14 protein-coding genes are annotated in these 13821 nt (G+C 55.1%); 4 read left to right on the top strand and 10 right to left on the bottom strand.

The features are described from left to right. Nucleotides 1-17 precede the first annotated feature (17 nt). Complete coding sequence (locus D3871_RS27780) at nucleotides 18-1871, top strand: polysaccharide deacetylase family protein (protein ID WP_147376925.1); 1854 nt, start codon at nucleotides 18-20, stop codon at nucleotides 1869-1871. Nucleotides 1872-1913: 42 nt separating this feature from the next. On the opposite strand, the gene D3871_RS27775 is transcribed toward D3871_RS27780, so the two are convergent. From D3871_RS27775 to D3871_RS30425, 3 genes are all read right to left on the bottom strand, one after another. Continuing rightward, complete coding sequence (locus D3871_RS27775) at nucleotides 1914-2735, bottom strand: dienelactone hydrolase family protein (RefSeq protein ID WP_119772299.1); 822 nt, start codon at nucleotides 2733-2735, stop codon at nucleotides 1914-1916. A gap of 236 nt (nucleotides 2736-2971) precedes the next feature. Continuing rightward, complete coding sequence (locus D3871_RS27770; protein ID WP_119772298.1) at nucleotides 2972-4021, bottom strand: aldo/keto reductase; 1050 nt, start codon at nucleotides 4019-4021, stop codon at nucleotides 2972-2974. 137 nt (nucleotides 4022-4158) lie between these two features. After that, a complete protein-coding gene (locus tag D3871_RS30425; protein WP_158598098.1) occupies nucleotides 4159-4389 on the bottom strand; it encodes a PaaI family thioesterase in 231 nt (76 codons plus the stop codon). Nucleotides 4390-4407: 18 nt separating this feature from the next. Between D3871_RS30425 and D3871_RS30420 the strand changes: the two genes are divergently transcribed. The 3 genes from D3871_RS30420 to D3871_RS27755 all read left to right on the top strand — a co-directional run bounded on the left by D3871_RS30420 (nucleotide 4408) and on the right by D3871_RS27755 (nucleotide 5682). Then, nucleotides 4408-4548, top strand: coding sequence for a hypothetical protein (locus tag D3871_RS30420; protein WP_158598097.1), 141 nt, complete (start codon nucleotides 4408-4410; stop codon nucleotides 4546-4548). A gap of 194 nt (nucleotides 4549-4742) precedes the next feature. After that, nucleotides 4743-5117 carry a 2OG-Fe dioxygenase family protein gene (locus D3871_RS27760; protein WP_158598096.1) on the top strand — a complete coding sequence of 125 codons (375 nt, stop codon included), beginning with the start codon at nucleotides 4743-4745 and terminating at the stop codon, nucleotides 5115-5117. Nucleotides 5118-5409: 292 nt separating this feature from the next. Next, nucleotides 5410-5682: a helix-turn-helix domain-containing protein gene (locus D3871_RS27755; protein ID WP_119772295.1), complete on the top strand. Its 273-nt coding sequence runs from the start codon at nucleotides 5410-5412 to the stop codon at nucleotides 5680-5682. A gap of 523 nt (nucleotides 5683-6205) precedes the next feature. Here the strand turns inward: D3871_RS27755 and can are convergent. The 7 genes from can to D3871_RS27715 are packed head-to-tail and all read right to left on the bottom strand — an operon-like array spanning nucleotide 6206 to nucleotide 13769. After that, nucleotides 6206-6808, bottom strand: a complete 603-nt coding sequence (can, locus tag D3871_RS27745) for a carbonate dehydratase (RefSeq protein ID WP_119772294.1) — start codon at nucleotides 6806-6808, stop codon at nucleotides 6206-6208. A 42-nt stretch (nucleotides 6809-6850) separates the two neighbouring features. Next, nucleotides 6851-7528: a glutathione S-transferase family protein gene (locus D3871_RS27740; RefSeq protein ID WP_119772293.1), complete on the bottom strand. Its 678-nt coding sequence runs from the start codon at nucleotides 7526-7528 to the stop codon at nucleotides 6851-6853. Continuing rightward, nucleotides 7525-8400: an EAL domain-containing protein gene (locus D3871_RS27735; RefSeq protein WP_119772292.1), complete on the bottom strand. Its 876-nt coding sequence runs from the start codon at nucleotides 8398-8400 to the stop codon at nucleotides 7525-7527. The genes D3871_RS27740 and D3871_RS27735 overlap by 4 nt, the downstream gene beginning before the upstream one ends. Nucleotides 8401-8424: 24 nt before the next feature. Continuing rightward, nucleotides 8425-9345 carry a hydroxymethylglutaryl-CoA lyase gene (locus D3871_RS27730; RefSeq protein WP_119772291.1) on the bottom strand — a complete coding sequence of 307 codons (921 nt, stop codon included), beginning with the start codon at nucleotides 9343-9345 and terminating at the stop codon, nucleotides 8425-8427. Then, a complete protein-coding gene (locus D3871_RS27725) occupies nucleotides 9342-11333 on the bottom strand; it encodes an acetyl-CoA carboxylase biotin carboxylase subunit (protein ID WP_119772290.1) in 1992 nt (663 codons plus the stop codon). Before D3871_RS27725 ends, D3871_RS27730 begins: the two co-directional genes overlap by 4 nt. Before the next feature lie 2 nt (nucleotides 11334-11335). Next, nucleotides 11336-12118: an enoyl-CoA hydratase/isomerase family protein gene (locus tag D3871_RS27720; RefSeq protein WP_119772289.1), complete on the bottom strand. Its 783-nt coding sequence runs from the start codon at nucleotides 12116-12118 to the stop codon at nucleotides 11336-11338. 43 nt (nucleotides 12119-12161) lie between these two features. Next, nucleotides 12162-13769: a carboxyl transferase domain-containing protein gene (locus D3871_RS27715; RefSeq protein WP_119772288.1), complete on the bottom strand. Its 1608-nt coding sequence runs from the start codon at nucleotides 13767-13769 to the stop codon at nucleotides 12162-12164. Nucleotides 13770-13821: the final 52 nt, after the last annotated feature.

Below are 13821 nucleotides of genomic sequence, written 5' to 3'. Positions count from 1 at the left end.
CCTCGCCGTTTTTTCGAATGAAGCCAGACCTCGTCGATCGTCGCGCAAGCACGCCTGCCTTCAGGAGAATCAGCACTTACCTGCCGATGATGGTGATCCTGGGCGTGGGTGTGCCGGTACTGATGTACCTCACGGTCATGCAGTCGCTTGGCTGGCGTGTGCCGCTGATTACCATGAACGGCGCGATTTCCTTTGTCGCATCGTCAAGCGAAAACGTCATCCTCTATGCATCTCCATCGACCAAAGCTTACTTCGGCACCATCGGCGGAAACTACGATACCCTGCTAGTCCCCTGGCGTGATTACTTCGCCAATCGCAAGCGGACCTACAAGGAAGTTCGCGAACCCGGCCAGTTGAAAGAATTCAAAAACGGCGTGCTCGTATTGCCGTCGGCCATCGCGCTGAGCGACGAAGAGCGCGCGGAGATTCTGTCCTTTCGCCAAAAAGGCGGTTCCGTCCTTGCTACCTGGGCGACCGGCTCAAGAAATGGCAAGGGCGACTGGGCCGGATGGGAATTCCTGGAAACGCTGGGCGTGAAAATGACAGGTGAAATTCCACGCGCGGCCGAAGTCAGTTATTTGATCGTCAATGGCGAATCGCCGGTAACGTACAAGCATCCGGCCGGACAGCGCCTGCCGCTGAGCAAAACTTCGGAAACCCTGTTGCGCGCCAAGGGAGAAATGGTCGCCGGACGCTTCATGAACTGGGCGCGCATCGTTGAACCCGAACGGCGCGACGAAGGCGCGATCGTCTATACCGAAACAGCACCGGGTCCCAGTCGTACGACGTTCTATGCATTTGCCGAATCGGTGTGGGAATCGCGTCCGCTCATGATGTATGAAGTGATCGACAACACGCTCCAGTGGCTGCAGCGCGAACCGGCGATCGTGCGCGCTGCATGGCCCAACGGCAAACGTGCCGCGCAAGTCATCGAAATGGATACCGAAGACGGATTCCCGAATGCGGAAGTGTTTGCTTCGATGATGCGCGCGATCGACTATCGCGCGACCTTCTATGTCCTTACTTCGGTAGGCCGGCGTTACCCGGAAGTGCTGACCCGGCTCCATCGTGACTTCGAAGTGGGCTATCACGCCGACGTGCATGACGGCTTCAAGGGCCAGCCGCCGAAACTCCAGGAGCAGCGCATGCAAATCATGCGCACCGAGATGGCAACAGTGATTCCGGACGTCGATACCATTACCGGTTTCCGCGCTCCGCTGGAAGGATATGACGCCGCGACCGAAGCCTTGCTGCATAAGTCCGGCATACGTCATCATGCGGCGGATCCGTCCCGGACCGAGGCCCGGCTACCTATCGTTTCCAAACTGCCGGACGTCGAACCCGACGATGCCTTGATTGTCTTGCCGCGCACGCAACGCGACGACATCAATCTGGCCAGCCAGAATCTCAATGTCGAGCAAACCACGAAGGAACTGATTGAAGATTTCGACCTGGCCGTCGATCAGGGCGCGCTAGGCTTGTTGAGCGTGCATAGTCAGAATTTTCACGCTGATAGCGTGCTTGCCAAAGCCATGCCGGGTTACCTGGAACGCCTGAAGCAGCGCAAGGACCAGCTCTGGCTTGCATCTGCCGGACAGGTGGCCGACTGGTGGCGCGAGCGCGAGCATCTCAGGGTTTCAACCGTCAGCTCCGGCAAACGTCTTGAGCTTGACATTACCGTCGTCGGCAAAAAACGCCTGAACGGCGCAAGCGTCATCGTCATGCTGCCGCAAAAAGGCCCGCCGCCTACTGTTCAACCGGTGAAGACGGGATTGGCAAAACCGACGGTGGTCAAGCTTGATGAATACCGCGCCGCCATCATGTTTGGCGCGCTTGAACCGGGCGATTATGCGTATCAGGTAACGTTCTGATCCGGAATTGCTCAGCGGGTATAGGCACCATCACCGCCGGCGTCATGAGGCAAGGCGACGAGTGAAAAACGAAAGAATCTCGTCGCGGGCGGCAATCGTCGGCTGGCCCGCCTCATCGATCAGATGGGCGGTCACCACGCTGTGCGGACTCGCGACCACATGCTCGAAAAACGGCGCAAGAGAATCGCGGTTGGCCGCGCTGTCGGGAAGTACCCGAGCGACGAAGCGGTCGCCAAGTGCTTCGGCGTAGGCAGCAAACCTTTGCGCCTTGCAGAACCGGTCTCCCTCGAAACGGTAGGCCAGCACGGTCAGGTCGTCCCGGTCCAGACGTCGCCGCACGGCAAGCAACTCTTCGGGCCCGATTTCGAGTCCGGCAGGATCATTCAGAGGCAATGTCGGCTGGCAAAGTACCGGCGCGAGCATCGAGGGATCAAGCATCATCGTAAGCGCAAAGTTGCCGGTAAAGCACATTCCGATCGCGCCAACGCCAGAACCGCCGCATTCCTCGTGCGCCCGCCTTGCCAGCGACCGCAGCCACCTGGTGACAGGGCTCGACTCATTGACTGCGAATGCGCGGAACTCGGCGCTCACGCATGCACGCTGGAAGATAGCCTTGCCCTCTTCGACATTCGGCACGGCGCCATCACGACCGAATAGCGAAGGCATGTAGACGGTGAATCCTGCGTCGCGAATCCAGCGACTGAAGCGAGCGACATGCGGGCTGATGCCCGGCATTTCGGTCATGACGATGACCGCCGGTCCAGTACCGGCTACATGGACGACCTTTGTAACGCCATCGAGTGTGATTTGACGAGGATTGAAGTCGTCGAGCAGATCGTCTTCAGTCAGGTTTCGTTTCGGCATCGTGGTGGCTCCTTATTGTTGAATGGTTGGATCGGCATCGCCCTGATAGCTGTCACTGACCATGGTGAAAAAATCTTATTTTTCTCACACAGGAAAGCGGCTCAATTTCAGGAGTTCACAGTCTGCCTTTACCGGCGCCGATGCCCAACATTCAAAAACGACATTTTTCATGCCAAATTGGACAATCACAAGTATGTCGATCATGGTCATTAACAAGGCCGCCTGCCATGCCGAATTCACCGCACCAGCTTTGCGGATTCAAGACGCTCATTCAGCATCGGAAAGCCGCGCTGATGCCACACAGGATAAACGGGCGGCACATCGCTCGCTTCATCGAGTCTGGCGATTTGTTCGCTCGTCAGCTGCCAGCCAATTGCGCCCAGATTGTCGATGAGTTGCGCTTCGTTACGCGCACCGATGATCACACTGGCAACGGTAGGCCGGCATAGCAGCCAGTTCAGTGCAACTTGCGGAACGGTTTTTCCCGTCTCTCCGGCAATAACATCTAGTGCATCGACGATGCGGTACAAGCGCCCTTCTTCGAAATGAGGCCCGGTGCCGGCAATGTCGTGCGCGCGGGTGCCGGGCTGGGAAGGCTGGCCTCTACGGACTTTTCCGGTGAGTTTGCCCCAGCCTAACGGGCTCCAGATGACCCCTCCCACGCCCTGATCCTCGCCGAGTGGCATCAGGTCCCACTCGTAGTCGCGGTTGAGCAGCGAATAATAAGCCTGGTGCGCGACATAACGCGGGAAGCCATAGCGGTCGGAAGCCGCCAGCGACTTCATCAAGTGCCAGCCGGAAAAGTTGGAGCAGCCAATATAGTTCACCTTGCCGGCGCGTACCAGCTGGTCCAGCGTGGCAAGGGTTTCTTCCACCGGCGTATTGTTATCCTGGCCATGCAGTTGCAGCAGGTCGATATGGTCGGTGCCAAGACGTTTCAGGGTTTGATCTATGGTTTTCACCAGATGCTGGCGTGACGAGCCATAGTCGTTTGGACCTTCGGTTTTGGCTTTGGGAAAAGTGATCTTGGTCGAGATCAGCAAGCGATGCTGCCTGCCCTTGATCGCGTCGCCAAGAATCTGCTCGGCCAGGCCATCCGAATACACATCGGCACTATCAAACATTGAAACGCCATGCTCAAGGCAGATATCGATAAGCCGCGACGCGCCAGCCACATCCGTCGCACCCCATGCCTTGAAGAAGTCGTTTCCACCGCCAAAGGTGGCCGTGCCAAAGCTGAGTGCCGGAACGCGAAGCCCCGATTTGCCAAGACGCCGATATTCCATGCCTGAATCTCCTGAAGAGTAGTCCGATATAGTAAGGTTCCGCGACGCAACGCCGCCTGGACAGTTGCAAGGCTACCGATTCTAACTATACCAACTTGGCAATTATCGCGTCTGGCCCGTATGCGCCGGATGCGAACCTACGGCACATAGAAAACGGCGGTACCCCGCACCACGAGGCTGTCTCCCACCACGATACGGCACTGGCCGAGGCGAACCCGGCCGCCTTCCTTGTTCAATTCGACATGCGCCTCTATCCAGTCGCCTTCGCGCGCCTGACTAATGAAGTCCAGCGAAAGATTGAGCGTCAGCGTGACTTCCACCGTGGACGTTAAGCGAGCCAGATTCATGCCGATTGCGACGTCGGCCAAGGTCGACAGCAGTCCGCCATGAACGACACCGTAGCGGTTGGCATGATCGGCCGTCGCGCGCCAGGCAAGAATATAGGTGCCGTTGTCCGCGCGCCGCGCATGGAGTGGCCCGATCAGGTTAAGAAAGCCCTCGTCCAGCGGTCTGATCTTTACCCATAAGTGCGCGAGTCAGGCTGGTGATCGTAATTCTCAATAGGGCTCCTCTCATAGGGGGAAGGAACAGGGGTTTAGCAACTTGTGGGTAAGGATCAGGTCCAGCGGTGCGGGTTCGAAGCCGACAGGTACAGCCGGTTGTAAAGGACTATTCATGCCGTTGGTGAGGCTCTTATTTTTTAGGTTCTTCAGACATTTCTGTGAATCAGATCCGCGTCATCGCCAACAAGGAATTTAAAGGAGTCACTGTTCCTGAAGGTCCGCATCGTGGTGGGCATGAGTTTAGCGTCATCGCCGTCGCCAATCGCCACAATGTGCGCGGCGGTGAAACCCAAGTGAGAGATCCATCGACCGGCCAGGTAGTTTTTCGACAAACCTTGGACGTCAACGAAGCGATCCTGATTGACGATGAGCGCTATATCCACTACGCGACAAACATCGAGCCAGATCAAGGAAGCATTGGTTACCGCGATATTTGGGTCGTAGAAATCAATCGATGGAACGAACGTGCCTATGGTCCGATACATGAGCGCATGTCGAGTAAAATTGCTGCGCCGGAAAAAGAAATGGCATAATCCTGCGGAATCGGACCGGCCAAGACTAACAGGTGCGCACACCTTCAACGCGCTGCCATCTGCCAAAGAGGTAGTGCTTGAAGTTTACGCCGTTATAGATGAACAGAACCTTCCATGCGACCAGACAATGAGCATGCCGGCTAATAGGACCTACGTTCGTCCGCCCTCCAAATGGACGGCATTTCGCATACCGTGTACCCACCTCGTTGACTCTACTGAACGTTTAGCCTGTAACTGACGCAGATATGGGGTATAACTAAGACATGGCCTTGCACTGGAACGAGGTTATGTCATGGCAACGAAACGGACTCGTCGCGACTTCACCGCACTGGAGCAGCGCCGCAGGCAGGCGGCGCGGTTATTAGCCAAAGGAATAACGCAGACAGAGGTTGCCCGTGAACTGGGCGTGAGCCGGCAAAGCGTTTCTGTCTGGGCCAAAGCACAAGAGACCGACAGACAGGGATGGCGCCGCAAGCCGCTGGGGCTATCGTCCGGGATTGGACTAGGTGCAACGCAGGCGGCTATATCGGCGCTTGCTGCGCGGTGCCCAGGCCAACGGCTTTGACAGCGACGTCTGGACGCTGCGCCGGGTTGCACAACTGATAGAGAAAGAATTTGACCGCTCGTATTGCAAGGCCAATTGAAAATCTAATGTCAGCTATATGCTAGACGCTCAGTAGAATGGCCGCTGATCAGGTTCGACACTCCGCTGCCCACGCCGTAGCGCGTCGCGCTTTCACGCAATGCCTCGACCATGTGCGGATGTGAGGTAAGTCCGAGATAGTCGTTGCTACAGAAAGCCAAAAACCTACGCATATCCACTGTCACCTGTGGTGCACACGGTGTCTCGGCAACACGCCGGCAACGACGCAGTTGCTGCTCGTCAAGCGCGTCCAGTTGCTGGTCAAATGATCTCAGAAGCTCCATTATTCAACTCTATAGGTGGCGGTCAAACAGGTCCGTACGCTCGACCTTGACCGGTTTGAAGGCGGAATTACAAGAAAGAAAACGCCCTACGGGGGGCGAACGTTGTCCTTGCGATGATCTATCGTGCTCAAGGAATTCTCGGACTCGTTCCTGTATACCGTCTATAGTCCAGTCACACTAACGTTCAGATCGTGCAGTAATCCGTCGGCAAGGTCATAAACTACGCCATGTACCGCGACATGCTGCCCCCTCCTCCATGCGTTTCTCAGGATGTCTGTCCGACTGACGTTGCGGACCTGCTCTTGTACGTTTAGCTCGCATAATTTGGTTAAACGTTGCGCGTCACATGAAATTTCGCTTAGCTCACACTGCTTTTTCATCGCGAGGTCCTCAACATGACGTAGCCAACTTTCAGGTAAGCCGCCGACGTCTGACTTCTTCATCGCGTGTGCGACTCCGCTACATTCGTAGTGGCCGCAGACAATAATGTCTCGGACTTTTAGTGATTCAACGGCAAACTGGATCACCGACAAACAGTTGAAGTCCGTGTGCAGTACAAGGTTGGCGAGGTTCCGATGTACGAACAGCTCTCCTGGCATTAGTCCTACAATTTCATTTGCGGGAACACGACTATCTGAGCATCCGATCCAAAGAAACTCAGGATTCTGCTGTTTCACCAGCCGCGAAAACAGAGTTGGATCCTGGTCGACTTTATTTTTCGCCCAAACACGGTTGTTTTGGAATAGTGATTGAAAGGTCGGCATTGTAAATGTAGTTAAGATCAACTTCTATGCTGCGATGAGACGCTAAGCCTGTTCTCGGCCGGTCAATGGTGCAGCAATTGGTGACACACCTTGGGATGTAGCTGCCTTGTACTGAGCCGTAATAGCCCGTTGATATCCCTCTCGCGCTTGTAATCGCTTCCAATACCCACCTACGCGTTCGGAGAACTGAGAGGACATATCTAAATAGTCAGCTAGCATGACAGCGTACCCAACTGAAATGTCGGCCGATGTAAACTGATCTCCGCATAAATAATCGGACTCAGTAAGGACAGCATCTAGTGCGCGCAATCGAGCCAAAAACCAGCGACGGTAGTCATTTTCTACTTGCGGCAGACGCCGTTGGGACTGTTCAAAAAATCCATACCGGAGAACCAAAGTTTGAGGGAATGTCAGCGTTGCCTCGCCGAAGTGCAGCCAGTTGAGGTAATCGCCATACCTTGACCCGTCTCCCTTTACCACAAGTCTTTTGGCCGGATCCCGCTCTGCGAGATATTGGCACATGGCCGCAGACTCTGTCATGAACGTAGGGCCGTCGATCAGCGCCGGGACCGTACCAAGCGGGTTGACCTCAAGGTAGCCACGTGCCAGGAACCGGGGAGGAAACGGCAGCATCTTGAGTTCATAGGGTATTTCTAGCTCTTCGAGAGTCCATAACGGCCGAAACGAGCGTGCGCTGACACAATGGTAGAGCGTAATCATGAATACATCCTGGTCTTTGAAATGGTAGTAGCCTCCCACCCGACGCTACCGCTCTCGGATAAGGGGTCTACAAATGGGTGGTTGAAGAGTGCCCCCGATAAGCGCCGCACATATTGCAACAGATTAGTGTATGTCATTGGACGGCCGCAGTAGTAGCCCTGTGCCAAATCGCATCCGAGGTCCCGCACGTACGAGAACTCCTCGCGGGTTTCGATACCTTCGACCACCGTGCGCATTCCGAGATCGTTGGCCAACTGCACAATGGCGCGGAGAATTGTTACAGGCTTGTCGCCCTTTGAGATTCCTTTTACGAATCCTCGATCAATTTTTAGTTCCGTGAAAGGCATGTCGTTCAGGAGACGCAGCGACGAATGACCGGTTCCGAAATCGTCTACTGAAATCTCAAATCCTTGCCGCTTCATAAGGATCAGGGACTGAAGAACAAGGTCTGGCCGCAACGCCGTAGATGTTTCGGTGATCTCGAACGTTATTTGGGAGGGTGACATACCATATTCCTGAACGATTGCGATAAGGCGGGATGTTCCCTCAATGTTCTCGAGCGTACGCGGCGATATGTTCACGGCAAGTGCGATTCGGTGTCCTGTACGCAAACCGAACTGCGTGCATCTTAACGCTTGATGCAGCAGGTTTTCGGTAAGTTCGCCAAGTAGGTCGTGCGCCTCCATCACGTCAATGAAGTCGTTTGGTTCAATGATCCCCAGGGAAGGATGCTTCCACCGGGCGAGCATTTCCGCGCTACACAGTCCGCCACAATGCAACCCTATTTTCGGCTGGAAGTAAGGTACAAACTGATTTGTATGCAGTGCGCAGAATAATTCGTCGCGCGACCACTGATGTCGTCGGGTAGCCATTTGACCTCCGAAAATGCAATACCGTTACGCGCAGTTGGCTTTTGCAAGGCGTGCCAGACCAAGCTTCGAAGCTGGCTTGCGACCGATCGCGGTCGAGATGAACAGTCCCGCATCAATGACTTTGCCGAGGTCTATTCCTGTTTCCATACCAACGCCGTGAAGTAGATATATAACGTCTTCCGTGGCGACGTTTCCGGACGCGCCGGGGGCGTATGGGCATCCGCCTAAGCCTGCCACAGAGGAATCGAAGGTCCGAATGCCTTCGCAAAGGGCCGCATATATATTGACCAGCGCCTGCCCGTACGTGTCATGGAAGTGGCCAGCAAGACGATCCCGTGGAACGTACTTGGCGACGGCATCAAACAGCTGATGCGTTCCGCGTGGCGTTCCAATGCCTATGGTATCGCCCAAGCTGATTTCATAGCAGCCCAACTCGTAGAGATTTCGCGCGACAGTCGCAACTTTATCCGGTGCAACGATTCCTTCGTATGGACATCCGAGAACGCACGAGACGTATCCGCGCACCTTTACGTGAGCCTGTTCCGCAGCGCGCATGACAGGCTCAAACCGAGCAAGCGATTCAGAAATCGAGCAATTGATGTTCTTATGACTGAAGGACTCAGACGCGGAGCCGAACACGGCGATCTCCGTCACCCCCGCTGCGAGGGCCGCCTCCAAACCCCTTAAGTTGGGTACCAAGACCGGATAGGCCACGCCTGGTCGACGCTGTATCGAAGTCATCAGAGCCGCGTTATCGGCCATCTGAGGCACCCTGTCCGGCGATACGAATGCCGTTACCTCAATGGCGTTTAGGCCAGCCTCCCCCAGCATTTCCACCAAACGCCGCTTCGTCTCGGTGGGTACTGTTACTTTCTCGTTCTGCAAACCATCACGTGGGCCGACCTCTACGAGTTTAACGAACGGTTTCGTTGCAAAGTCGCTCATGATGTCACTTCAAAATCAATAAGTTGGTCACCATCACCGACTTGGTCCCCTACTTCGTACCTGAACGCCTTGACTGTTCCAGCGGCGGGCGCATTGATAGAATGTTCCATCTTCATCGCTTCGAGGACAAGAAGTGGTGCTCCCCTTTCGAGTTTTTTACCGACTTCAGCAAGGATTGCGGATATCTTGCCCGGCATGGGAGCTGTCAAGGCGCCGCTTGCCCCCGCGGTATCGCCATCATGGCTAATTCCTTCGTCGGTTGTGAAGTGCCATCTGCTCTCGGGCAGAAAAACGTATCGCGAATACGACGTGCCCATATTTACAATGGCGTTGGACCGCTTCCCGTTGACGACAGCAACCACGTTCCCATCATTGTCGAGCGTACCCGTAACCGAGTATTCGAGCCCATCTACAGAGATTTTGTACGCTTCACGAAGGTACTCCACAACCAACCGCTTGTTGGATTCGTCATGCGAAAGCGTTATCGAGCTGCAGCCATTGGCGTTCAGACGCCAGCCATCGTTGATATTCCACGGTGAGCCAACCCCAATAGCCGCTTCGTTTTTCCGCCGGTCGTGCAAGACCTCATGTAATGCGAGAAGAACCCAGATCTCGGGATTCGGATCGATAGAGGTGGCCAGTAAATGCTCTCCTTCGCGTTCGATCAGACCGGTGTCGAGATCGGCATTGGCAAAGGATCTCGAGCCGACAAGGCGGGTCAGAAATTCGATGTTATTTGATACACCCACGACACGGAAGCTATGAAGAGCGGCAAGCATCCGAGCCAGTGCCGCGTCACGATCAACATCCCAAACAATCAGCTTGCATATCATCGGATCGTAGTACTGGGAGATTACGTCACCCTCCTCGACTCCCGTATCGACTCGCACATTCTGGTTTTCTACCGGGGGGGCGAGATGCTGCAGTTTTCCGATCGAAGGAAGAAACCCTTTCGATGGATCTTCCGCATAAATCCTTGCCTCAAGGGCATGCCCACAGATCCCGATGTCGCCCTGACGCATCGGAAGCGGTTCTCCTGCGGCCACTCGAAGCTGCCACTCCACAAGATCGAGCCCAGTAATCATCTCTGTCACAGGATGCTCGACTTGCAGCCGAGTGTTCATCTCCATGAAGTAGAAGTTTCCGTCAGGCGCTACGATGAACTCCACGGTGCCGGCTCCGACATATCCTACGGCTTTCGCTGCATCAACTGCAGCGCGTCCCATCTCGGCGCGTCGTTCTGCAGCCATTCCGGGCGCCGGCGCTTCTTCCAGAACCTTTTGATGACGCCTCTGCACCGAGCAATCCCGTTCAAAAATCGATACGCAGTTACCGAACTGATCCGCAAATACCTGTATCTCAATATGCCGTGGACGGATCAAGTATTTTTCGACCAGCACCTTGTCATCACCGAAGCTTGCGGCGGCCTCGCGCTTACAGGAAGCCAGTGCTTCAGAGAACAAATCCGATTCCGTAACAATGCGCATGCCTTTTCCGCCACCACCAGAACTCGCCTTCAATAGCACCGGGAAGCCGATCCTCTGCGCTTGCTCACGCAAGAATTCGGCGTCTTGCTGCTCGCCGTGGTAGCCCGGTGTAAGGGGGACATTTGCTCGTTCCATGAGCGTCTTCGCCGCCGACTTAGACCCCATCGCATTGATGGCAGAAGCGGGGGGGCCAATGAAAACAATACCCGCTGCAATACACTGCTCGGCGAAGGCCGCGTTCTCGGAAAGGAAACCATACCCTGGATGAATGGCCTGCGCTCCAGTTGCTAGTGCCGCTGTGACAATGCGCCCGCCTTCCAGATAGGATTCCCGTGCCGGCGCTGCGCCAATCCAGATTGCCTCGTCAGCTAGGCGTACGTGCCTTGCATTTGCATCGGCGTCGGAATAAACAGCGACCGTCTTGATGCCCATGCGCCTCGCAGTGCGCATAATTCGGCAAGCAATCTCGCCACGATTCGCAATGAGAATTTTAGTGAACATGCTTATTCTCCTGCCCAGTTTGGAGGACGTTTGGAAAGAAATGCCGCAATTCCTTCTTGCGCTTCTGGCGTCGTTCGAAGATTTGCTATCCTTAACACCGTATCTTCCACAAGCCATGACATCACGGTTTTGCCCACTGCTTGAATCAAGCTCTTCGCCGCTGTCTGCGCTGCTGGCCCACCCTTTAATAGTGCCTCAACGATCAAAGCCACCGCCGTGTCGAGTTGAGCCGTTGGTACCACTTCATGCACTAGACCAAGCGCGGCAGCCTTTGGTGCAGTAACACGTTCCCCGGTTTGAAAATACCGGTAGGCCTGGCGTTCACCAATGGCCCGGATAACATAGGGGCTAATTGCGGATGGAATCAGTCCTAACCGCACTTCGGAGGTTGCAAAGATAGCGTCATCGGACGCGACACAAATGTCACACGCCGAAGCCAACCCCATTCCGCCACCAAGTGCTGCCCCCGACACGCGAGCCACTGTCGGCTTGGGAAGCTCAGCCAGGGTGCGGAGCATTTCGGCAAGCTGCCGCGCATCCTGAATGTTTTCATCCATCGGCTTCTTCCCGACGGCTTGCATCCACTCTAAGTCCGCCCCAGCTGAGAAATTCTTTCCTCGACCGGCAAGAACAACGATGCGGACATTGGCATCCATGGCGACGCGGTGCAACGCGTCCGTCAATTCCAGGATCAACGTGGGATTGAACGCATTGTGAATTGCCGGTCGGTTCATCCACAGTGTCGCAATGCAATCTTTTATTTCAATATCGATAGTCTCAAACATAACGTTCTTCATAATGGCCTTAAAAGTCACATCAAGGACGGCGTCACATGCGGAAGACGCCAAACTTGGTAGGAGGGACGGGGGCGTTAAGTGACGCGAGCAGCGACAAGCCTAAGACTCTGCGTGACTGAGCTGGATCGACCACTCCGTCATCCCACATCCGCGCCGTGGCGTAGTAAGGATGCCCTTGGCTCTCGTACTGGTCTCGAATGGGAGTTTTGAAATTCTCTTCGTCCGGTTGGGTCCAAGATCCGCCTTTAGCTTCAATCGCGTCGCGTCGGACCGTGGCGAGAACGCTCGCGGCCTGTTCGCCGCCCATGACTGAAATGCGGCTGTTTGGCCACATCCAGAGGAAACGAGGGGAATAAGCGCGTCCGCACATGCCATAGTTTCCTGCGCCGAAGGACCCGCCGATAATCATTGTGAGTTTCGGCACCTGAACGGTGGCTACCGCTGTTACCATTTTCGCGCCGTCTTTAGCGATCCCAGCGTTTTCGTATTTCCTTCCAACCATGAATCCGGTAATGTTTTGAAAGAAGACAAGCGGAATCCCTCGCTGTGCACACAACTCTATAAAGTGGGCGCCTTTCTGTGCCGCTTCGGCAAAGAGAATTCCGTTATTGGCGACGATACCGATCTGTACACCGTAGAGATAGGCAAAACCACATACGAGTGTGGTGCCATAGCGGGCTTTGAATTCGTCAAATCGCGATCCGTCGACGATCCGCGCAATGACTTCCCGAACGTCGTATGGCTTCCTTGTGTCGGCGGGAATGATTCCGTAGATTTCTTCTGGAGCGTAGAGTGGCTCTTCAATCGCCATGCGTGACATGTTGGCTTGTGGCCGGCGGTTAAGATTGGAAACGATTCCGCGGGCGAGTTCAAGCGCGTGCTGGTCGTTTTGCGCCAGATGATCGGCGACGCCGGAAAGGCGCGTATGAACATCCCCGCCGCCGAGATCTTCCACACTGACCACTTCGCCGGTGGCGGCTTTCACTAGTGGTGGCCCGCCCAGGAAGATTGTGCCTTGGTTTTTTACAATAATCGCTTCATCCGACATGGCTGGTATGTAAGCACCGCCGGCGGTACAGGATCCCATTACCACAGCTATCTGCGGAATCCCCTTGGCCGACATCGAAGCCTGGTTGAAAAAAATCCTTCCGAAATGTTCTCGGTCGGGAAAGACCTCGTCCTGCCTGGGCAGAAATGCCCCACCGGAGTCGACAAGATAAACGCAGGGCAGATTATTCTGATTCGCGATTTCTTGAGCTCGAAGATGCTTCTTAACGGTGATTGGATAGTAAGTACCTCCCTTTACTGTCGCGTCATTTGCGACAATCATGCAATCGACGCCCTGAATCCGACCAATGCCGGCGATTAGGCCTGCAGACGGACAGTCGCCGTTGTACATACCGTGTGCCGCCAATTGTCCGATTTCAAGAAACGCTGTGCCGCGATCAAGCAGGCCTTGCACACGGTCACGTGGCAAGAGTTTACCTGCCGCCTGATGTTTGGCGCGTTTCTCCTCCCCGCCTCCTTCGTTGGCTTCAGCGACAACTTTGCGCAGATCCGACACCCCCTTCAACATGTGTTCAGCGTTGGAGCGGAAGTCCGGACTACGGGTATTAACTTTCGACTTGATGGTGTTCATGGCATGCAGGCAGTGAGTCGTTATCTGACATTAATAGAAATGCAGGGGGCCG

It is taken from the genome of Noviherbaspirillum saxi (genome assembly GCF_003591035.1).
Taxonomy (GTDB): domain Bacteria; phylum Pseudomonadota; class Gammaproteobacteria; order Burkholderiales; family Burkholderiaceae_D; genus Noviherbaspirillum; species Noviherbaspirillum saxi.
This window is presented reverse-complemented; position numbering and strand designations above follow the sequence as displayed.

What these genes read in the sequence shown, in the direction of transcription:
- D3871_RS27780 (WP_147376925.1), top strand. Translation starts at nt 18, where the DNA reads ATGAAGCCAGACCTCGTCGATCGTCGCGCAAGCACGCCTGCCTTCAGG.
- D3871_RS27775 (WP_119772299.1), bottom strand. Translation starts at nt 2,735, where the DNA reads ATGCCGAAACGAAACCTGACTGAAGACGATCTGCTCGACGACTTCAAT.
- D3871_RS27770 (WP_119772298.1), bottom strand. Translation starts at nt 4,021, where the DNA reads ATGGAATATCGGCGTCTTGGCAAATCGGGGCTTCGCGTTCCGGCACTC.
- D3871_RS30420 (WP_158598097.1), top strand. Translation starts at nt 4,408, where the DNA reads ATGAACGACACCGTAGCGGTTGGCATGATCGGCCGTCGCGCGCCAGGC.
- D3871_RS27755 (WP_119772295.1), top strand. Translation starts at nt 5,410, where the DNA reads ATGGCAACGAAACGGACTCGTCGCGACTTCACCGCACTGGAGCAGCGC.
- can (WP_119772294.1), bottom strand. Translation starts at nt 6,808, where the DNA reads ATGCCGACCTTTCAATCACTATTCCAAAACAACCGTGTTTGGGCGAAA.
- D3871_RS27740 (WP_119772293.1), bottom strand. Translation starts at nt 7,528, where the DNA reads ATGATTACGCTCTACCATTGTGTCAGCGCACGCTCGTTTCGGCCGTTA.
- D3871_RS27735 (WP_119772292.1), bottom strand. Translation starts at nt 8,400, where the DNA reads ATGGCTACCCGACGACATCAGTGGTCGCGCGACGAATTATTCTGCGCA.
- D3871_RS27730 (WP_119772291.1), bottom strand. Translation starts at nt 9,345, where the DNA reads ATGAGCGACTTTGCAACGAAACCGTTCGTTAAACTCGTAGAGGTCGGC.
- D3871_RS27725 (WP_119772290.1), bottom strand. Translation starts at nt 11,333, where the DNA reads ATGTTCACTAAAATTCTCATTGCGAATCGTGGCGAGATTGCTTGCCGA.
- D3871_RS27720 (WP_119772289.1), bottom strand. Translation starts at nt 12,118, where the DNA reads ATGTTTGAGACTATCGATATTGAAATAAAAGATTGCATTGCGACACTG.
- D3871_RS27715 (WP_119772288.1), bottom strand. Translation starts at nt 13,769, where the DNA reads ATGAACACCATCAAGTCGAAAGTTAATACCCGTAGTCCGGACTTCCGC.